The sequence below is a fragment of the Paenibacillus sp. Y660 genome (assembly GCF_057221575.1).
Window position 1 is genome coordinate 78,101 of record NZ_JBXBBJ010000017.1, and the last position, 20,485, is coordinate 98,585.

General features: G+C 45.8%; 20 protein-coding genes. 19 read left to right on the forward strand and 1 reads right to left on the reverse strand.

The genetic code is table 11. The annotated features are described in order from the left end of the window. Window positions 1–52: 52 nt before the first annotated feature. From AC2TDN_RS18525 to AC2TDN_RS18610, 18 genes are all read left to right on the forward strand, one after another. Window positions 53–1,084, forward strand: a complete 1,032-nt coding sequence (locus tag AC2TDN_RS18525) for an ABC transporter ATP-binding protein (protein ID WP_484689655.1) — start codon at window positions 53–55, stop codon at window positions 1,082–1,084. Next, entirely contained in the window at window positions 1,059–2,060 is a 1,002-nt protein-coding gene (locus tag AC2TDN_RS18530) for an ABC transporter ATP-binding protein (RefSeq protein ID WP_484689657.1), read from the forward strand. The genes AC2TDN_RS18525 and AC2TDN_RS18530 overlap by 26 nt, the downstream gene beginning before the upstream one ends. Before the next feature lie 29 nt (window positions 2,061–2,089). Further along, window positions 2,090–3,040, forward strand: coding sequence for an ABC transporter permease (locus AC2TDN_RS18535; RefSeq protein WP_484689658.1), 951 nt, complete (start codon window positions 2,090–2,092; stop codon window positions 3,038–3,040). A 97-nt stretch (window positions 3,041–3,137) separates the two neighbouring features. Then, the gene (opp4C, locus tag AC2TDN_RS18540) at window positions 3,138–3,977 is read left to right on the forward strand and encodes an oligopeptide ABC transporter permease (RefSeq protein ID WP_484689659.1); all 840 of its coding nucleotides are present in this window, start codon (window positions 3,138–3,140) and stop codon (window positions 3,975–3,977) included. A 62-nt stretch (window positions 3,978–4,039) separates the two neighbouring features. Beyond that, window positions 4,040–5,704 (forward strand): ABC transporter substrate-binding protein, encoded by a 1,665-nt coding sequence (locus AC2TDN_RS18545; RefSeq protein WP_484689661.1) that lies wholly within the window; start codon window positions 4,040–4,042, stop codon window positions 5,702–5,704. A 108-nt stretch (window positions 5,705–5,812) separates the two neighbouring features. Further along, entirely contained in the window at window positions 5,813–5,986 is a 174-nt protein-coding gene (locus AC2TDN_RS18550) for a lysine biosynthesis protein LysW (protein ID WP_484689663.1), read from the forward strand. A gap of 11 nt (window positions 5,987–5,997) precedes the next feature. Continuing rightward, window positions 5,998–6,894, forward strand: coding sequence for a RimK family alpha-L-glutamate ligase (locus AC2TDN_RS18555; RefSeq protein ID WP_484689664.1), 897 nt, complete (start codon window positions 5,998–6,000; stop codon window positions 6,892–6,894). Between the two features lie 19 nt (window positions 6,895–6,913). Beyond that, window positions 6,914–7,576, forward strand: a complete 663-nt coding sequence (locus AC2TDN_RS18560) for a degT/DnrJ/EryC1/StrS aminotransferase (RefSeq protein ID WP_482065959.1) — start codon at window positions 6,914–6,916, stop codon at window positions 7,574–7,576. Continuing rightward, window positions 7,573–8,898, forward strand: a complete 1,326-nt coding sequence (locus tag AC2TDN_RS18565) for a DegT/DnrJ/EryC1/StrS aminotransferase family protein (protein ID WP_484689665.1) — start codon at window positions 7,573–7,575, stop codon at window positions 8,896–8,898. The genes AC2TDN_RS18560 and AC2TDN_RS18565 overlap by 4 nt, the downstream gene beginning before the upstream one ends. Beyond that, window positions 8,895–9,947: an N-acetyl-gamma-glutamyl-phosphate reductase gene (argC, locus tag AC2TDN_RS18570; RefSeq protein ID WP_484689667.1), complete on the forward strand. Its 1,053-nt coding sequence runs from the start codon at window positions 8,895–8,897 to the stop codon at window positions 9,945–9,947. Before AC2TDN_RS18565 ends, argC begins: the two co-directional genes overlap by 4 nt. Beyond that, window positions 9,947–11,794, forward strand: coding sequence for a M20/M25/M40 family metallo-hydrolase (locus AC2TDN_RS18575; protein ID WP_484689669.1), 1,848 nt, complete (start codon window positions 9,947–9,949; stop codon window positions 11,792–11,794). The genes argC and AC2TDN_RS18575 overlap by 1 nt, the downstream gene beginning before the upstream one ends. Next, window positions 11,795–12,604, forward strand: a complete 810-nt coding sequence (locus tag AC2TDN_RS18580; RefSeq protein ID WP_484689671.1) for a 1-deoxy-D-xylulose-5-phosphate synthase N-terminal domain-containing protein — start codon at window positions 11,795–11,797, stop codon at window positions 12,602–12,604. It abuts the gene before it with no gap. After that, window positions 12,601–13,536 carry a transketolase family protein gene (locus AC2TDN_RS18585; protein ID WP_484689673.1) on the forward strand — a complete coding sequence of 312 codons (936 nt, stop codon included), beginning with the start codon at window positions 12,601–12,603 and terminating at the stop codon, window positions 13,534–13,536. The genes AC2TDN_RS18580 and AC2TDN_RS18585 overlap by 4 nt, the downstream gene beginning before the upstream one ends. Beyond that, window positions 13,526–14,740 (forward strand): MFS transporter, encoded by a 1,215-nt coding sequence (locus tag AC2TDN_RS18590; protein WP_484689674.1) that lies wholly within the window; start codon window positions 13,526–13,528, stop codon window positions 14,738–14,740. Before AC2TDN_RS18585 ends, AC2TDN_RS18590 begins: the two co-directional genes overlap by 11 nt. Before the next feature lie 51 nt (window positions 14,741–14,791). Further along, a complete protein-coding gene (locus tag AC2TDN_RS18595) occupies window positions 14,792–16,054 on the forward strand; it encodes an ATP-grasp domain-containing protein (RefSeq protein ID WP_484689675.1) in 1,263 nt (420 codons plus the stop codon). A gap of 35 nt (window positions 16,055–16,089) precedes the next feature. Continuing rightward, a complete protein-coding gene (locus AC2TDN_RS18600; protein ID WP_484689677.1) occupies window positions 16,090–16,662 on the forward strand; it encodes a flavodoxin family protein in 573 nt (190 codons plus the stop codon). A gap of 440 nt (window positions 16,663–17,102) precedes the next feature. Then, window positions 17,103–18,581 carry an Lsa family ABC-F type ribosomal protection protein gene (locus AC2TDN_RS18605; RefSeq protein WP_484689678.1) on the forward strand — a complete coding sequence of 493 codons (1,479 nt, stop codon included), beginning with the start codon at window positions 17,103–17,105 and terminating at the stop codon, window positions 18,579–18,581. Between the two features lie 329 nt (window positions 18,582–18,910). Then, window positions 18,911–19,699: a TerC family protein gene (locus AC2TDN_RS18610; RefSeq protein ID WP_484689679.1), complete on the forward strand. Its 789-nt coding sequence runs from the start codon at window positions 18,911–18,913 to the stop codon at window positions 19,697–19,699. A 207-nt stretch (window positions 19,700–19,906) separates the two neighbouring features. Here the strand turns inward: AC2TDN_RS18610 and AC2TDN_RS18615 are convergent, their stop codons facing one another. Continuing rightward, a complete protein-coding gene (locus tag AC2TDN_RS18615) occupies window positions 19,907–20,116 on the reverse strand; it encodes a hypothetical protein (RefSeq protein WP_482069589.1) in 210 nt (69 codons plus the stop codon). A gap of 216 nt (window positions 20,117–20,332) precedes the next feature. Here AC2TDN_RS18615 and AC2TDN_RS18620 point away from each other — a divergent pair, with 216 nt between their 5' ends. After that, entirely contained in the window at window positions 20,333–20,482 is a 150-nt protein-coding gene (locus tag AC2TDN_RS18620; RefSeq protein ID WP_484689681.1) for a hypothetical protein, read from the forward strand. Window positions 20,483–20,485 lie beyond the last annotated feature (3 nt).

A 20,485-nucleotide genomic window follows, 5' to 3' on the forward strand; every position in this document is an offset into this window, starting at 1 on the left:
CCTCATAGGAATTGTATGAATTGAATATGCCCTTGTGGAAGTAGGTGAATGAGTGGGGCAGCTGCTGGAAGTCGATCGATTACAGGTAGCTTTTCGTACCGATCAGGGAGAAATGATTTCGGTTGATGAAGTAAGCTTTGAGCTCGGGCATGGAGAGACCATCGCGATTGTAGGTGAATCGGGTTGCGGAAAGAGTGTAACTTCTCTTTCTATTATGGGATTGCTCGGAACAAATGGTTCTGTTCGTAGAGGAGAGATCCGGTTCGATAGTTCAGCGTTAACCCATTGCACGGAATCACAGCTGCGCAAGCTTCGAGGCAAAGAGATTTCAATGATTTTTCAGGATCCGATGACGTCACTGAATCCGGTCTTCTCGATCGGAGAGCAGATGGAAGAAACGATCCGCCTGCATCTGAACTTAACGCGTAAAGAAGCGAAGGTCGTTGCGGTAGATATGTTAAGAAAGGTGGGGATTCCTAGGGCTGAAGCGATCTTAAAGGAGTATCCTCACGCTTTGTCAGGGGGCATGCGTCAACGTGTCATGATTGCAATGGCGCTCGTGTGCAAACCCAAGCTGCTCATTGCAGATGAGCCGACGACGGCACTTGATGTCACCATTCAAGCGCAAATTCTCGAGTTAATGAAGCAGTTGCAGTCAGAAAGCGGTGCGGCGATCTTGCTAGTCACGCATGATTTAGGCGTAGTTGCCGAAATGGCGGATCATGTGATCGTCATGTACGCAGGGCAGGTGGTCGAAGCGGCGGATGTATTTACTCTATTCCGAGGGCCACAGCATCCTTATACGCAAGGATTAATGAAGTCGATCCCGCGCCTTGATCAAGAGAACAAGGAGCGATTGCATGCGATCCCAGGTGTGGTTCCTTCGTTGCAGCATATGCCTGCAGGATGTCGATTCCACCCTCGCTGTTCGCATGCTGTCGAGCGTTGCCGACAAGCACAGCCTGAGCTTATACCAGCAGGACATGGGCATAGCGTGCGATGCTGGTTGGCGAGCGCTGCGGAAATAACGATTGCAGACCAAGTACAAGGGGGATCGCATGGCATTCCAGAGCTCGCTCGATAACCGGCAACTGAAGCAACCCCTTTTGCAGGTCGAAGGATTGAAGACGTATTACCCTATTCGAAGTGGATTATTTTCGCATACGGCGAGTCATGTCAAGGCTGTTGATGATGTTAGCTTTGCCTTGTATGAGGGAGAAACCGTTGGCCTTGTTGGCGAATCGGGCTGCGGTAAATCGACGATTGGGCGCACCATCGTTAAGCTGGAAAATCCTCGATCGGGTCGCATCCTATTTAATAATGAAGATATTACGCACTATTCGCAGCGACAGCTGAAGCCTGTGCGCACACAGCTGCAAATGATATTTCAAGACCCTTATGCCTCTTTAAATCCAAAAATTCGGATTTACGACACGCTTGCGGAGCCTTTAATAGCTCACAAGCTGGTGAAGCGGAGCGAGGTGCAGCGTGAGGTAGACAATTTGCTTCAACTGGTAGGACTGCCTCGTTCGGCTAGCAATCGCTATCCGCATGAATTTTCTGGTGGGCAGCGTCAGCGAATCGGTATCGCCAGAGCGATTTCGTTCAGACCTAAGCTGATCGTATGCGATGAGCCCGTGTCTGCGCTCGACGTTTCGATCAAAGCGCAAATTCTCAATTTGCTTCAGGATTTGCAGGATGAGCTGAAGCTTACCTATCTGTTTATCGCCCATGGCATTGGTGAAGTGAAGCAGATGAGTACCCGGATTGCTGTCATGTATTTGGGTAAAATTGTGGAACTAGCTCCCGCAAACGATTTATTTCGCAAGCCAAGGCATCCGTATACGCAATTGCTGTTGAACGCGTATCCTCCACCGGACCCGACGCTAAGAAAGCAAAAGAGCGTTCTCCTTCACGGCGATGTGCCTAGTCCCGCCCATCCACCGGCTGGCTGTCGGTTTCATACCCGCTGTCCTTACGTGCAGGAGTTATGTACGCAAGTGGAACCTGTGCTTGCAGTAGACGACCATGCTGTGGCATGCCATTATCCACTTGCATAACGCGAAGGCGAGAAAAGGAGAGGGCTTGGATGGGAACATACATTGTTCGTAGACTGTTGATTGCCATTCCCGTATTTTTCGGGATTACGATTTTGAATTTTCTCATCATGAACATGGCTCCCGGTAATCCCGTAGATATGCTGATCAATCCAAATATCCCGAAAGAAATGCTGGAGCTGAGGAAGGAGCTGCTCGGACTGAATGATCCGCTCTATATTCAATATGTGAAATGGCTCGGCGGTTTCTTTAGCGGAGAACTTGGCTATTCCTTCAGCAGCTTCGCCCCCGTATCACAATTAATAGGAGAACGGATTGGGCCAACCTTGCTGCTCGCAGCCTCATCGATGCTGGTAGCGATATTGATCGCCATTCCAGTAGGGATAATAAGCGCAGTCAGACAGAATTCGAAGCTCGATTATATGATGACGGGTTTATCCTTTCTCGGCACGTCGATTCCTCAATTTTTTCTAGGACTAGGATTAATCTATCTGGCAGGCATTCAGCTGAAATGGCTTCCTACAGGAGGGATGTCGACACTTGGAGGAACAGGTGGGGCCGGAGATGTCCTCATACATATGATTCTGCCTGTCTTAGTACTGGGTGTAACGATCGCGGGTAAAAAGGTTCGGTACGTTCGCGCCAGCATGCTCGATGTACTCAACCAGGATTATTTGCGAACGGCTCGTGCGAAGGGGCTAAGTGAATTTATGGTGACGAATAAGCATGCACTTCGCAATGCATTAATCCCAATTATAACCGTTGTCGGAACGGAAATTCCTCTGCTGCTTGGCGGAAGCATTATTATTGAGCAAGTATTTCAGTGGCCGGGAATCGGGCAATTAACGATGGAGTCGATCCTATCGCGGGACTACCCAACGTTAATGGGGTTAAATATTATAGCTGCTTGCGTCGTACTCTCGACAAATTTCTTCACGGACATCATTTATTCGATCGTCGATCCACGGATTAAATACAGCTGACAGGAGGCCTGAGAAAATGTCCATACCGGAGATTCCATGGAGGAAAGACGTTTTCGCCTCCGGTGTGGGGAATGAGGACGAGCAACCAGCTAGCAAAATGGAGAGCTACACTAAGCAAGTGACGCGCAAGTTCTTCAAGCACAAGCTAGCGGTGTGGGGACTTGTGACGACCCTTCTGCTGCTGAGTATCGCTATCTTGGCGCCATGGCTAGCCCCGCATAATCCCGATGAAATCACGGACGTTTTCTCGGCTCGTCCATCGCTTTCGCACTGGTTAGGTACCGATCAAGTGGGCAGGGATGTGTTAAGCCGATTACTTTACGGAACAAGGGTTTCCTTGTTGATTGGTTTTTCCACGGTTGCTTTGTATGTGACATTTGGTACTTTCATCGGAATGATGGCCGGTTATTATGGCAAGTGGCTGGATATGGGACTAATGCGAATCACTGATATCTTTTTGAGCTTTCCCTATATGATGGTTGTTCTCGTCATCGTTAGTGTACTTGGCGCAAACGTATCGACCATTATGATCGTCCTCGCGCTATTCAAATGGCCAACAATTGCGATGCTGGTCCGTGGAAGTGTTCTGTCCTATAAGCAAATGGATTTTGTCCGAGCAGGCATAGCACTTGGATATAGTACGCCACGCATTCTGCTGCGGCATATTTTGCCCAATGCCCTCGGTCCTATCATTGTAAATGCAACCTTTGGGGTGGCCAGTACCATTCTTAGCGAAGCCGGCCTGAGTTTTCTGGGAATGGGGGTCAAAGCCCCCCAGGCGAGCCTCGGCAACATGCTGTACGATGCACAGTCATTAACCGTATTGACCGAGCAGCAGTGGCTTTGGGTACCAGCCGGCTTTGTCATACTCATTACCGTTCTAGCGATTAACTTTGTTGGCGACGGACTGCGCGACGCATTGGATGCGAGACCTTAGCAAACGAATCATGCATTTGATTTTTTTTAAAAAAAGCAAACAGACAATAGGGAGAGATACCAATGAAAAGAATGCTGCGATTACAAGGGATTATATTATTAACGATATTAATGATTTTGCTATCGGCGTGCAGCAAAGCAGCACCAACAGATGCTGAAGCAACAAACGAGCCTGCTTCGGAAGCGACAAATGCACAGGAGCCAACCTCTGACGTCATAGCTAAGAAAACCTTGTACATCGGAATCGTCAATGCTCCTGTCACCTTAAATCAGATCAATACGCAGGATAATTCGGCTTCCCTCGCCCCTATCAACTTACTCAATGATTCCCTGCTCGATGTAACCGATTCGGCAGCGTTTTTGCCTAAGCTCGCAGAATCCATCGAGTCGAAGGATAATCAGACGTTTCAGATCAAACTGAGGCCAAATGCCAAATGGAATGATGGAACGCCATTTACGACGGCAGATGTCGCTTTTACGTTAAAGCTTGCGCTTCACCCTAAAGTCGATACTTCATTCCAGCTCAATTTCATAGAAGGATTAAATGATGCAGGGAAGCTAGAAGAAGGGACGACGGAAATTTCAGGTCTCAAAATTATTGATCCGACCACCTTTGAGATCAAGACCAAAACCCCAATTGATCCACTAGTGTTCAATGAACGATTCGGAGTTAAGGTTAATTTCTTGCCGGCGCATATTCTCAAAGACGCTAATCCGGAGCAGCTATCAACAAATCCCTATTTTCAGGAGCCGAAGGTGACGATTGGTCCATATAAATATGCAAACTATGAGAAGGGCCAATTCGTTGAGGTTGCAAAAAACGAGAATTACTATCTCGACGTACCTAAGATTGACAGCATATTCATAAAGGTGCTTCCAGCCGCTAATCTTGTAGCACAGCTGCAAACAGGAGAAATTCAAATGAACTCTTTACCGGTCGGGCTTGTCCCGATTACCGATTACGATAAAGTGAAGGGCTTTGAGAATGTGAACGTAACATCAGCTACTGCCTCCGAGCCGGCTGAAATCTTCTTTAATACGGAGAAGCTGTCTGATAAGAAAATCCGTCAAGCGATCGCACATGCCTTGAATCGTCCGCTCATCGTCGATCAGCTCTTGAAGGGACAGGCAGAAATTATTGACGGCGGAGTTCCAAGCTCGCACCCCTACTTTAATAAGAACATTACAAATTACGATTACAATCCGGAAAAATCAAAGCAGCTGCTGCAAGAAGCTGGCTGGGACTCTAAACGCAAGCTTACGTTTTTGATCCCGGTAGGGAATAAGGTTCGCGAGCAAGCGGCTGATATTTTGGTACAAAACCTAGAAGCTGTTGGCATTAAGATAGACGTCCAAAAATTCGATTTCCCTACGTTGATCGATAAAGTCGAGAAAGGCGAGCATGACCTTACCATTTTCACAAGAGATTACTATATCGAGCCAAGCCTCTATTTTACAACCTATAAAAGCAATGATCCCGAAAGTGTAATTCGATATAACAATCCATTAGTCGACGAACTCATCAAAAAAGGGGAACAAGAAATCGTAGAGGCGAAGCGTCACGAGATCTATAACCAATTGCAAGAGGTGCTGCATGAAGATGTCCCAACGCTCGCTGTCTATTCCGAGAAACGTTTGCAGGTCGTATCAAAAAGCGTTCTCGTAGGCAAGCCGCTCAATCTGGGTACGTTCAACAATGTGAACCAGTGGGATTTAGAAACGAAATAGATGCAGCTAGCATCAGAAGTAGAAGCCTTGCCGTCATAAATCGGTTATAAGGAATTTATTCCTTTATAATAAACAGTTCTATCAAAAATTGCAGGAGGTGCAAGAAAAATGGCAAATTTAAATTGTTTAGTTTGCAAGTCGGATATCGATGTGGAAGAACAAGCAACTACGGGTGAAATCGTGGAATGCGAAGCTTGCGGACAAGAACATGAAGTTCAAGTAGCATCCAACCTCGTCACGATTGCTCTGGCTCCAGAAATTGAAGAAACTTGGGGAGAGTAGGTAACGAATATATGGACCAAAATAGCGCTATTTTATTGTGTGTGACGAAGCTTCGGGAGGAAGAGCAGCGCATTATCGAACATCTCAAAAATTTACGAATTCACGTACAAGTGAATCTGGATTCAATGGAATTGCCGCTAGGGGGCTCTGATGTAGAGCCCTTCGGGCTCGCACTGATCCGCTGCCTTTCTCAGAAAAACGCGTTGAATCGAGCACATCTGCTTGAGCTGGCCGGTCTTGAAACGCTGAATTCGGTCAAAGCGATTACGATTTGCACCAATAAAATACATCAAGCAATTGTGTTTCAGAAGCACGGCATTCCTCAGCCGCATTTTAAAATAGCTTTTACGCCTGAGAAGCTGTTTGATGCGCTACGTTCATTTGGAGATCTTTGCGTCATTAAACCAGCAACTTCATCGTGGGGCAGAGGAATTGCTAGAATCACTGGGAAAGAATGCTTGGATGGCTGGATTGCAGCGCGAGAATCCGTCGACCCTGGGCATCAATCATTTCCGGTATTAGTGCAACAATTTGTAGAGAAGGGGGATTATGATATACGCGTTGTCATTGTCGGCCGTAAACCAATCGTAGCGTTTCGGCGGGTTTCAGCTGATAACTGGAAGACGAATACACATTTAGGTGCGGAAATCGACCCAATCGCAATTAATGACGAGATTGCATCTATTTGCAGGCGATTGACTGAGGTATTAGGGGAAGGCATTTATGGCGCAGACTTATTTTTTGATTATAAGGAACAGCGCTACGTCGTATGTGAAGTGAATCAAAACCCGGAATTTGCGAAGTCGTGGAAAATCCATGGCGTCGATGTGGCTTATCATATCGCACAATATGTGAAGGAAACGATAGAACTGAAAAACAGGGAAAACCTCGCGGTTATTTCCAAGTAGATAGGGAGGCTATATAGGAATGGGAGAGGCTACGTTAACGAAGTCAGAAGCTGTCATACAGAAAGAAAACTATTTTTCACTTTCATTTGTGTTATCGAGAGTGCTGAATTCAGGCGTCATTATGAGTATTGAAAAGAATGATCATGAATTAAAGGGGCTTGAGAAAAGTATAGCCAAGCTCACTAAAACAAAATATGTCTCCTTATTTAATAGCTATACGGGTGCGATTCATGGTGCGCTATGGGGACAGGAGCTTGGCTATCATTCGACTACGCGACTAGCTCATCCTACTGATCAAGAAAGGAAGTTTATTCATTGGTTAGGGATTACGCTCGTATCAGAGCCGCATGTGAAGCAAGCTTATGAGTTGATTGCTGTAAATCAGGAAAATATCAACCACTTGAATCAGATTGTACAGGGGGCAAGCGGCCAAGCGCCTGTACTTATCTTGGATTTTACAGGATTAGGCTTTGGACCTGTTGCTGCCATCGCAGCAAATGATGAGCTTATTTGGAAAAGAGCTGAACGATTAAAAATATTTGGCGCCTTTGATCTGCAAACGATGTGGACGCAGGAAGAGAGCGAGCCGAATCTGCAGCCAGCCGTTCAGTTTAACTACAGGCTTAGCCCGCTCGTGGCGGCATGTGTGAAAGTATCTCTACTCAGGAGGAATCCTTCATGATCAAGACAGACTTTATTCGCAAGCCGCTCCAGCTGCCTTCGGATGATTGGCTCCAAGATCCATTAGCCTTTCATGGCGGGCCAGCGATCATTCCAGAGGATGTAAGAAAGACCAATTTTCCGATCATTACGAAGGAAGACGTCATTCAAATGCTCGTCTCCATCCAGCAGGATGGCGATCAAGTCGTTGATGAGTTCAAGGAAGCGTATCGCAATTATGTAGGGGCCAATTACGCAATTGCAACGGCAAGCGGCACGTCGAGCTTGCACCTCGCTTTAGTAGGCGTGGGTGTACAGCCCGGTGATGAGGTCATCGTGCCTGCATTTACGTTCATTGCAACCGCTCAGGCGGTCGTAGCGGCGAAAGCGATCCCGATTTTCGTTGATATCGACCCGATTACGTATTGCCTAGATCCGGTACAAGCGGAACGAGCAATAACGAGCAAGACGAAGGCTATTATGCCTGTACATGTGCATGGCTTGCCGGCTGATTTGCCAGCGCTAAGACGTCTAACGGATAAATATTCGCTGCGTCTCGTAGAAGATGCCTCTCATGCGCATTCTGCTTCCATACACCAGCAGCTGGCAGGTTCAATTGGCGATGCCGCGGGTCAAAGTTTGATGGCGGACAAGAACTTTCCGGTTGGCGGGGAAGGGGGCATCGCTTTCTTCAAAGAGAAGGAGGATTATGAGCGTGCGCTGGCATTTCTAGCCTCCTCGGGCATTGATTACCGAATGTCGTGGATTGCAGCTGCATTCGGACTGAGCCAACTCGACCGCCTTCCGTATTATGATGCGATTCGTGCACGAAATGCCGCGTATTTAACGAATGCACTTTCCGAGACGAAGCTGTTCAGCGGACCATTCGTACCAGAAGGCTACAACCACAGCTATAACATGTATCGTGTCAAGCTGTCGCCAGAGCGTCTAGGATTAGGTGATCTAGAAGACTTTCGGGTGAAGGATGCCGTTCAGCAGCTCATTAATCACGAAGGAGTCTACGCACGCGAATGGCAAAATGTGCCGATCCCTGGTCATCTCCCGTTCAAAAATCGGATCGGCTTTGGAAATGGTTATCCGTTCACCTTATCGGATCGAAATGATTTTGGATATGATCTGAATCATTTTCCGGAAACGTTAAAAATGCTGCGCAGCAGCTTGACGATTTGCAGAGAGCTGAGAACTCCGGTTGAGTATGAGCGCATTCAAGCCTATGCATTGGCATTCAAAAAAATTGATGCGAACCCGCATATCATTCGTGAACTCGCAGAGCAAGGCAGCGATCTAAAGGTGCTGTATGAAAGGGATGCTAGACTCGGATGAGCATAACGGAGACAGGAAAAAAACGAGTAGCCATACTTGGCGGCAGCGGGTTCACTGGCGCTGAATTATATAGGCTGCTGCGCAAGCATCCTTACTTTGAAGTTGAATTTGTATCCTCCGAATCGAAGTCTGGCTATCCGGTGGATAAGTTCTATATCGGATCGATTCATAAGAAAAAGATTAGCTCGCTAAAGTTCAACAAAGCAGCTGAGCTGAACGGTCATTACGATGCAATATTCTCATGCTTGCCTACAGGTTCCCTGCCTAAAATCATCCAGCAGGTGGCAGAGCATACGGATTATATCTTCAATGTAAGCGGCGATTATCGCATAACAGATACTGATCTATTGAACCAGCATTATCCCGAGACCTTGAAGCATGAGTTCGAAGGCGGATGGCATTACTATATTCCGGAGTTCAGTCCAATCAATCCTGCGGTGAAGGTGGTCAATCTTCCGGGCTGTATGGCGGTAGCGACTCTATATACGCTCTATCCGCTCGTAGCGCATGATTTAATTGAAGGCCGTGTGGTCACGGATGCCAAGACAGGCTCAAGCGGCGGCGGAAAATCGACGACAGAGCATCATGCGGAACGCTCCCATAACTTTAGAGCCTATAAAGTTCATGGTCATCGGCATAAGCCCGAGGTGGAGCATGCGCTGACGTCTCACTTGGATCGGTCCGTGAATCTGCAATTTTCCGTCTTCAGTCTCGATCTACCGAGAGGGATTATGGCGACCTCCTATTCCGTGCTCAAAGAGCATGTGACAGACGTAGATGTGAAAAAAGCATTTTACAGCACCTATGCATCCAAGCCTTTTCTCCATTATTTCAACTCAGGCAGTGGTTCGCCCATGATTAAGACCGTCGTAGGTACGAACTATGCCGAGATTGGTGCATATGTAGAAGGACGGAATTGTGTATCCATTGCTACCATCGATAATTTGATAAAAGGAGCCGCGGGGCAAGCCATTCAGGCAGCCAATCTTTATTTCAACTTCCCTGAGGAGGAAGGTCTGCAATTTGAATTTGAAGGAGCGTGGCCTTGATGAGCAAAGGCAGTCTATATGTCATCAAGCTCGGCAGCAGCACGATTGTGAACCATCCTAAAGTATTTGAGGAAATCAATCGCATCGTGAAGCGAGGGAACCAAGTCCTGCTTGTGGCAGGCGGGGCGGAAGCGATTAAACAAAAATATGAATCGATTCAGCGTGAAATGCCTTTTCTCACATTGCCATCAGGTGATGAGGTGCGGTACTGCGCTCCCGAGGAGATGCCTTTTATCCGCGCTGCCTATCACGAGAACATCCTGTCGACGATTCAAACGCATTTGAAGGGATTCGGACTATCCGTATTCGCTCAGCTAGGCGGTGATCAAGGGCTAGTGTTTGGACAGAAAGCCAAACCGTTGAAGGCAATCAAGGATCAGCGAACGGTGATCGTGCGGGATTCCTTGTTTGGTCATTTTGTCGGCAGTCATGCGGCATTTCTGAAATCGGCTTTATCTGCCTTTGATGTAGTATGTCTCACGCCGCCGATCCTTGATCCCGAGCTGGATGCCTATATAAACATCGATGCGGATGTACTGGCAGCTCATTTAGCCGTCGATTTAGAAGCACATCACTTGCGCTTTGTTACTGGTACGGCTGGACTGCTTGAAGATATACAAGATCCGTATTCAACGATCGCGAATGTCTATACGGATGATGAATTAAGCTCCGTACAAGGGCGTATGAAGCAAAAGGTGCGAGCTGCTAAACTTGCGATCCGCGAAGGCGTCTGCGATGTGAATATATCGGGACCTCATACGCTAGAGAACACGAGCAAGACTTGGTTCTGGAATGTGGACCGGGAGCTTGGCGCATTTGATCTGCTGAATAAAGTCGCGCGCATTCCTTCGGTTTCCGAAGACGAGCATGAGCTTGCAAAATACTTATTAGAAACGATTAATTACCCATCGGTGTCGGGGAAGATCGACGAGGCGGGGAACATCGTATTCCGAAAAGGGAATGGTCCCCATACGCTGCTGCTGTTAGGACATATCGATACTGTTCCGCATGTATGGCCGGTTCGCACCGATACGAACGGCATCACAGGCAGAGGAATCGTGGATGCCAAAGGCTGCTTCGTTAATTTTATTCATATGCTGCAGGAGGTTGATGTTCCTGAGCAGGGATCTTTGCTCGTCATCGGCGCTGTAGAAGAGGAAATCTCATCTTCCAAAGGAGCACATTTCATTCGCGACAATTACTTGGCGGATGCGGTTATCATTGGCGAGCCTAGCGGCGAAGAGAGCTTAACTCTCGGATACTACGGACTGTTCAAGCTGCAAATTACGATTCATCGTGCGCAGGAGCATACCGCGGCCAAGGATAGTACAAGTGTCATCGACGAGCTGTATTACGTGGTGGCGGATATCCGCCACCTTGTACGGGAAGTTGATCCACAGTCTTTATCCTCTCTTATCGATATTGAGCATCGTAATGAGCATGGCTTTCTAACAGTTAAAGGGACGCTGAATTTCAGAATATCGCCAGCGGCAGGCAACGATTACAGAAATAAGATTGACTTTTCATTTGGTGACGGTGTGACCGTTGAAGTATTGCGTGCAACACCGGGATTCGCCAATCCACGTTCGGACAAATTGGTCAAAGCGTTTGTTCGCAGCTTCGCGAAGCAAGGGAAATCCATTCACTACATCAAAAAACGCGGAACGAGCGACATGAACACGCTTGCGACAACATGGCAATCCGTTCCGATGGTGGCCTATGGCCCAGGGGATTCCAGCTTGGATCATACGAATGAAGAGTATCTTCACAATAATGAGGTGGAAACGACAAGAACGATTTTGAAGGAAGCCGTAAACGAATGGTTTCGGCTGCGATTGGAGGAATAGATGGAGCAAACGATACAAGCGCAAAGGGAGCATAGAGATGCGATTCCACTGCTTATCGACCGAGCCAAAGAAGCGAGAAAATTGATAATCGATATGGCGGCTACCTCTACAGGCTGTCATATTGGAGGAAGCCTTTCGGCCATCGATCTATTGATAGGCGCGTATTCCAGGTATGTTGATGATCCCGATACCGTCATCATTCTTAGCAAGGGCCACGCAGCAGCGGCATTATATGCCGCTCTGCATGTGTATGGCATCATACCGGATAATCCGGCGGAGAGCTACGGACAGAAGGGCTCTTTGTTTACGGGCCATCCCAACCATAAGCTTCCGGGCATTCCTTTCGCTACAGGGAGCTTGGGACATGGCATTCCATACGCAGCCGGCTGGGCGCTCGCTCAGAAGATGAAACGAACGAATGGATTAGGCATTGTCATTGGCGGGGATGGAGAATTGCAGGAAGGGCTGTGCTGGGAAACCGCTCAGATCGTGCAAGCCCAAGCGATCACGAATTTTGTCTATATCGTCGATTGCAACGGAGGCCAGAATGATGGTTATGTCCATGATATTTCGCCTATCCGCAACCTGCGTGAACGATTTGAAGCGTTTGGCTTCGCTGTCAAAGAAATTGACGGACATCATTTCGAGGAAATCGTTGCCGCGATTGAACCAGTACCTGATAGACCGGTCGCCATCCTAGCTAACACGATTAAAGGAAAAGGCGTGCCTGCGATTGAGGGAAATCCGGATGCGCATTATGCGAAAATCCCTTTGAAGCTGGCTCAAAAATGGAAGGTGAGTATTTCATGACGAAGTCCGGGAGAGATACGTATAAGGATGAGCTCGCCAAGCTCGCTGCAAGCAATGACCAGATTATATGTATGGAAGCTGATTTAGGCGGCAAAAATCATCCTTTTGGACAGCAGCATCCCGATCGTTTTTTTAACCTAGGCATTGCAGAACTAGCTGGTATTGATATCGCCGCAGGACTTGCCGAGGCAGGTTATGTTCCATTCTTCTCGACCTTTGCCTCTTTTGCAGCTTTGCGTGCTTCCGAAAGCATCAAGCTGACAATGGGGTATATGGGCAAAAATGTGAAGGTCGTTGCTTCATACGGGGGTGTTTCAGGCGGATGGTTCGGCACGACGCATCATGCGCTCGAGGACATTGCTGTCATTCAATCGTTTCAAAATATCCGAATCGCTTGCCCGCATGGCGAACAGGAAACGAGAAAAGTGATACAAGAAGCAGCAGCTTCGGAGGAGCCATACTATATCCGGCTATCTAGAAATGATGCATTTGACAGCTTGCACCGAGATGATGCGTTGAGCTGTAGAGGCATGATTGTGGAGGGAGAGGCGACCCTCGGCAGATCGCGATTATGCTTGATTTCTGTCGGAGAACAAGCGACGGAGCTGTGCAAGCAAATCGTTCAAGAAGACGATTCCATTGTGCATGCACATTTATGTTATGTCGATATTCAAAGCTTGAAATCGTATAGCAAGCAATTACGCGAATTGTCCGATCGATTTCTAGTTGTAGAGGAGCATCGTGCAACCGGCAGTACAGCGTCCTACCTTGCGCTTTTATTGCCTAAGCTTCAAGTATATGGCCATCATTGCGGCGAGCATTGGCCGATTTATGGCGGTACACATACGGAGGTTCTGGATTATCTAGGCTTTGGTCTCGAGCCTTTGAAACAACAAATTCAGGAAATCGCAGGTGGTATCGATGGTTTTTAGCGTACTAAAACCAAGAAGCTTTCGCCATTATTTTATCGCTGATATTGTTTCTGGGTTTGGCGTAGGGATGAGTACGATTGGCGCGAACTGGTATCTCATGGATCAAACGAAATCGATAACCTCCATCGGGTTTATGCTTTCCTTAAATGTCATCGCAGGCTTTCTTATTTCTGCATTTGCAGGCACCTTGATTGACAAGTGGAATCGGAAAACGATTATTCTATGGGCCAATATCATTCGAGCCGTTTTATTGCTTATCATTACGGGTGCTTTTGTATGGACGGGTTTTCGAATTGAATACCTTTATGCGTTTGCCATTATTAACGGGATGGGATGGGCCTTGTATATGTCTGCCTCGCGCAGCTTGGTGCAAGAGCTTCTTCCCGAGAAGGATCTCATTCATGGCAACTCCTTAATCGAGATCAGCTTGCAAGTGGGCATGTTCATGGCCGGAGCCTTATCAGGCATTTTATACAAATATGTAGGTTTTGAGGTTATTCTCCTTCTGAATGCGCTCGCCTTTATCGTAAGCAGCTTCTTTCTGAGCCGAGTACAATATACACCCATTCCTACCGAGAATGATGAGGAATCCTTTTACGGCACGTTTAAAAATGGCATTCGCTACTTGGCGGAACGTCCTTATATTTTCCTATTAGGAATCGTATCGATTATTCCACTCGTTTGTACGATGGTATACAACGTCGTTCTTCCTGGCTATGTCAGCACTGCAGTCAAAGGAGATTCGGTCGTCTTTGGATTATCGGATATGTTCTACGGCATTGGAGGGCTATTGTCTGGCTTTATTGCGGCACCCTTGGCGAGGAAATTATCGCAAAACGGAACGATTCTACTATTTTTCCTCATCTCCGTATTGAACTTAGTGGCTGTTGCTTTTAACTCCACAATACTATTGTTGTATGCTGGCAGCGTGTTGATCGGCTTAACGAACTCTTCGCTGCGGATCTTAATGACAACGACATTGATGGAATCCGTCTCCAAATCCTATATGGGTAGGGCTACATCGGTCTGGATGGCGATATCCTTGCTTTTGCAGACCGTCTCAGCAACGGGGCTTGGCGTTATCATTGATCGCTATTCTCCAGGCGTAGGCTTTATCTGCATGAGCGGTTTAATGGCCATCGGATTTGTCGTGTATTACGTGCTAAATAGTAGAGTAACCCAAAAGAAAGCGCTAGAAGCGTGAGCTCATGCTTGAATCAGGTCAGTTCCACAAACCTTTAAGGAGGAAAATGATATGACGAGGACCAAAACAGTCGCTTTTGTTGAACCGAGTTTCTATGGCGTTAGCTTCGCTAGAGTTGCTTTTGAGCAGGGACATAGAGTCATTTCTATCGTCTCTTCCACAGAAAATCCGCAAAAATATGGCTATGAAGGCATTTATCATGATCTCATCGTGGCTGATATTCGTGACGAAGAATCGCTCTATCAAGCTATAATCAATTCAGCCTATGTAGATCAGCTCGATGCGTTAATTCCTGCTACCGATTACGCGTCCCATTTGACGGCGAAGGTGGCTGAGCGGCTTGGCCTAAGAGGAGTCCCCTATGAGGCTGCGCTGAGATCCAGAAATAAGGATTTGGCTCGAGAGGCATACGCCGAACACGGTGTTCCGAGTGCAAAATTCAAGAAGATCAGAACCTACGAAGAAGCCGCTGCGGCAGCGGAGGAAATAGGGTATCCCGTGGTGTTAAAACCGACGAATTGCGCGAGCAGCCAAAATGTTTACTTCATCAATAACTTAACTGAGCTGCAGAATGCGATGGATATCATCGTTGCGTTCAAAGTAACCTATATGGATTTTAAAGTCCGCGAAGAGTATTTAATTGAACAATATTTGGATGGACCGGAATTTAGCGTGGAGCTGTTCGTGAAGGATGGCGAGGCGATTTTTTCGACCGTTACGGAAAAGATTACGTCGCCATTGCCTTATTTTGTTGAAACTCTTCATACGCTGCCTACATCCGTATATGCGGAGCGTGAGGATGAAATCGTTCGTACCGCCGCCGACGCGTTAAAGGCCATTGGCATTACGAATGGTCCAAGTCATGTGGAAGTGAAGCTCACGAGCACGGGTCCGCGCATTATTGAGGTGAACGGGAGACCGGGTGGCGACAACATTTCCTCAGACTTACTCGTGCAGGCGTTCGGGATCGATATTTTCGAAGCGACTGTGAACTACTACTTGGATAACGCTATTGATATTCAGAAAAAGCATAATCGAGCAGCTGCAATTGCTTATGTGACTGCGGATCGCGATGGTATTTTCGAAGGGATTGAAGGGATTGAAGTTCTGCAGCAGCATGCGAATGTTGTCCGCTCACATTTCTCGGTATCTGCTGGCGATGCCGTTACAGTAGCAAAAAGCTCGGATGATCGGCTGGGTTACCTCATTACCGTAGGCGATACTCCGCTAGAAGCGAAAGAACTGGCCCTTTCGCTTATTGGAAGCTTGAAAGTGATTTATCAGCAGCAAGAGGCAGAAATAGCGAAGGCATAACTGAAAGCACAGAGTAGAGGAGATGAGGTTTACTAATGGGAATCGCCGTAATCTATGGAAGCTCGCGTAAAAATGGCAACTCGGAGCAATTAGCCAAACGATTAGTTGAAGGGTTTGAAGCAGATCACATCTATTTGTCTGACTATACAATTGAACCTATCACAGACTACCGCCATTCTGAGAAGGGCCTTTATCCGGATGACGATTATCATCATGTGATCGAACGGGTATTGGCACAGGATGTTCTTGTATTTTCGACTCCGATTTATTGGTATGGCGCATCCGGGCTGACGAAAACGTTCATCGATCGTTGGTCCCAGTCATTACGTGAAAATAAAGCGGAATTTCTAGCTAAATTAGCGACGAAAACAGCGTACGTGATCGGCATTGGCGATGATGAGCCTCATCTAAAAGGGCTTCCGCTTGTTCAGCAATTTCAATATATTTTTAACTTTACCGGCACGAATTTTGCTGGCTATATTCTAGGCAAGGGCAACAAGCCGGGAGATATATTGCAGGATGCGGTATCCTTGGCGACGGTGGAGGAAATCCGGAAGAAGTGGGGAGCGGTTGCAGCTAAAGACGCTCAAGACGAAATCATTTTATAATAGTTTGGAAAGGGATAGGAATAGCAAATCAATTTGCCGGAATAAGTATCTGCTCATGCAAAGCCTAATATAAGGGCGATACTTTGCATGGAGCTTGCATCGCCTGATTACTACAAAGCGATTGGCAATTAAATGTGCGTGAGTAGCGATGCTTGCAACAAAAGGATGGGTATGATAAGATGCGGTTAATTTAAAGATTGGAGTTGAAAAGTCTAATGTAATATTTCTTGCGCTCTATATAAAATAATAAAACACTAAAAGCGGTTTTTTTCGCATGTTTTATTCTTTATATGCAAGAAAGTTACTTTTTCTTTTCACTCAAACAATATATCCTAATCTAACTCCGCCGTAGTTGGGGGTTGGATTAACTGTATTTATTTGAGCTACAAGAAAGTAACTTTCTTGTAGCTTTTATATTTTCCATACAGGAGGATTATTTCATGTCATTAATAAATGTTACCAACCTGACTTTTGCCTATGAGGGCAGTTACGATAACATATTTGAAAACGTAAATTTTCAAATCGATACCGATTGGAAATTAGGATTCACGGGAAGAAACGGAAGAGGGAAGACAACATTTTTGAGCTTGCTGCTTGGTAAATATGAGTACAGCGGAAATATTTCTGCTCATGTCAGTTTCGAATATTTCCCTTTCCCTGTTGAGAACAAGGAAAACAATACCATTGATGTGATCAACGATATTTTCCCAGACTATCTGCACTGGAAATTAATGCGCGAGCTTTCCTTGCTAAAGGTTTCAGAGGATGTTTTATATCGGCCCTTTGATTCATTGTCGAGCGGAGAGCAAACGAAAGTGCTGCTGGCTACTTTATTTATTAAGGAAAACAGTTTTCTGTTGATTGATGAACCAACCAACCATCTTGACATGCATGCAAGAAAACTTGTCAGCGATTATCTCAAAACCAAAAGCGGATTTATTTTGGTTTCGCACGACAGATCATTTCTTGATAACTGCGTAGACCACATCCTTTCAATCAATAAAACAAATATTGAGATTCAAAAAGGAAATTTTTCCAGCTGGTGGGAAAATAAAAGGAGACAAGATAACTTTGAGCTTGCCGTGAACGACAAGCTTAGAAAAGACATTAGTCGCTTGTCGGATTCTGCCAAACGAACGGGAAACTGGTCGCACGAAGTGGAAAAATCAAAAAACGGAACAAGAAACTCAGGTTCCAAGGTAGATAAAGGATATGTTGGCCACAAGGCTGCAAAAATGATGAAACGCTCTAAAGCAATTGAGCACAGACAGCAATCTGCCATTGAAGAAAAGTCGAAGCTTCTTAAAAACATTGAAAACGCTGAGAGCTTGGAGATTTCGCAACTTGCTCATCATAAAAACGAGCTTGCTAAACTGGATCATGTCTCGATTTTTTACGAAGAGAAGAGGGTTTGTACAGATTTAAGTTTTACTATTGAGCAAGGGGAGCGAATTGCTCTTTCGGGAAAAAATGGTTCCGGAAAATCAAGTATCATTAAGCTTATTTGTGGTGAGGATATAAACTATAAAGGCACCTTCATTAAGGATGGTCAATTGAAAATTTCCTATGTATCGCAGGACACATCCCATCTTCAAGGCCATTTATCTGACTTTGCTGCGGACCATGGAATTGATGAAAGCCTGTTTAAAGCGATTTTAAGAAAGCTTGATTTTTCCAGAGTTCAATTTGAAAAGGATATATCAGCTTTCAGCGGAGGACAAAAGAAGAAAGTTCTGATCGCAAAAAGCCTTAGCGAGAAGGTTCATTTGCATATTTGGGATGAACCGCTAAATTTTATAGATATTATTTCTCGCATGCAAATTGAAGAGTTATTGCTTGAATACGCTCCAACCATTCTTTTTGTAGAGCATGACAAGGAATTTTGCAACAATGTTGCAACAAAGATCATTGAGCTCTAATGGAAATCTAGGAATGGCCGGTAGAATAAATCTGCCGGCTATAATTATATGTTCGTTAGCAAAAAGGGATGGAAAATATTACATTTAAAGTAAAAACACACTTAGAAATCCGCATAAATCGCTGTTTTTTTTAGAGCAAAGAAAAGAACTTATTTTTATGGTTTTACAGAATCTAAAATATATCTATGAATCATGAAACCAATGTTGTCCGCATCCCGTATCACCTTTTAATATGAAAGACGCTATATCGCAATTTATTAGTTATCCATACGCAAAGGAGAGAAGACACTAGTCGGTAAGCTTAACAATTAATTTTAGGAGGATATAGAATGGATTTCGGAATATTATTAGAGTATGGCTGGGTACTGTTTGTATTGATTGCGCTAGAGGGGCTGCTTGCAGCTGACAATGCTCTCGTCCTTGCGATTATGGTTAAGCATTTGCCTCCAGTTGAACGTAAAAAGGCATTGTTCTATGGCTTGGCAGGCGCGTTTGTTTTCCGCTTTGCTTCGTTGTTCGCAATTTCGTTTTTGGTCGATGTCTGGCAGGTGCAGGCCATCGGGGCGCTCTATCTACTGTTTATCGCGCTCAACCATATATTACGTAAGGTCATCGTGAAGAAAGGCGAAGAAACAGCAGCCAAGAATACAGGAAAAGAACCAAAGAAAAGTAGTTTCTGGATGACTGTTCTCAAAGTTGAAGTGGCGGACATCGCTTTCGCGATTGACTCTATTCTAGCGGCTGTTGCGCTCGCCGTCGCATTGCCGACAACGAACTTGCCGAAAATCGGAGGTATGGATGGCGGTCACTTTATCGTCATTTTCCTAGGTGGCTTTATTGGACTTGTCATCATGCGCTTTGCAGCGAATATGTTCGTAAAGCTGTTGGAGAGCAGACCAGCTCTGGAAGTTGCCGCATTCTGTATCGTCGGCTGGGTCGGTGTTAAGTTAGCGGTTCATACCCTTGCACATCCATCGCTGCACGTCATCCCGCATGATTTTGCAGAATCGGCAGGCTGGAAAGTTACGTTCTACGTCGTGCTTATTCTTATCGCGGTAAGCGGTTGGTTCCTTTCAGGAGGCAAGGAGAAGGAAAAACACGAATCAAGAGCGGCTTAATCGGATTATATATGCAATGGAAGCAGCAGCCTGTTGAGTAACCTCAACAGGCTGTTTTAATTGTGCCTATAATATCGGAATACAGGGTGAGCCGCATGACGATGATGTATCGTTTGGGGGCTGCTTCTTTTTGGCAACTGGCTATGGCTGTCGGCTCGAAATTAATAAAAAAGACCGATAGTTATATCGGTCATGTCGAAGCTCTCTTTAGACGAAAAATGAATTTGCTGCTCTATGGATAATGCTTCCATCAGACATACGAACGGAATCATCGTTATATCCAATAATTGTTGAGGCTGGTCTAATCTGCATTCCGTTTTGCATCGGTTTGATTATAGTTTTTTCAGAAATCGCTATCTCAAAATCTTTGTTCGTAATTAGTCTTTGACCTTCTTGAAGTTTAATTTTCTGTTGCATTTAAACATACCCTCCACGGTTCTATTTGTTTATTATCCTAAATCAAAATACTACACTAATAACATCATACAAAGCAATGGCAGAGAATACAAATGAAGACATCTCATCGATTTTTTCGTCTTCGAAGGTAACATCTGGTACTTGAAGTTATGAATAGTTAGAGATTTATCTCGCTGAAAATGATGCTGTTGAATGTTATTGGAGGGTGGAAGTAAGATGAGAATTGGCGATCAGACGTATTTCTCGAGCGAGATTTTGGAAGCGGTTGCAGATCGGATGATTCCGGAAGATGCATGGCCGTCGGCGACCGAAGGAGGAGTCATGACATACCTGAAACGTAGAACTGCTCAGGATGCACATCTGTAACCT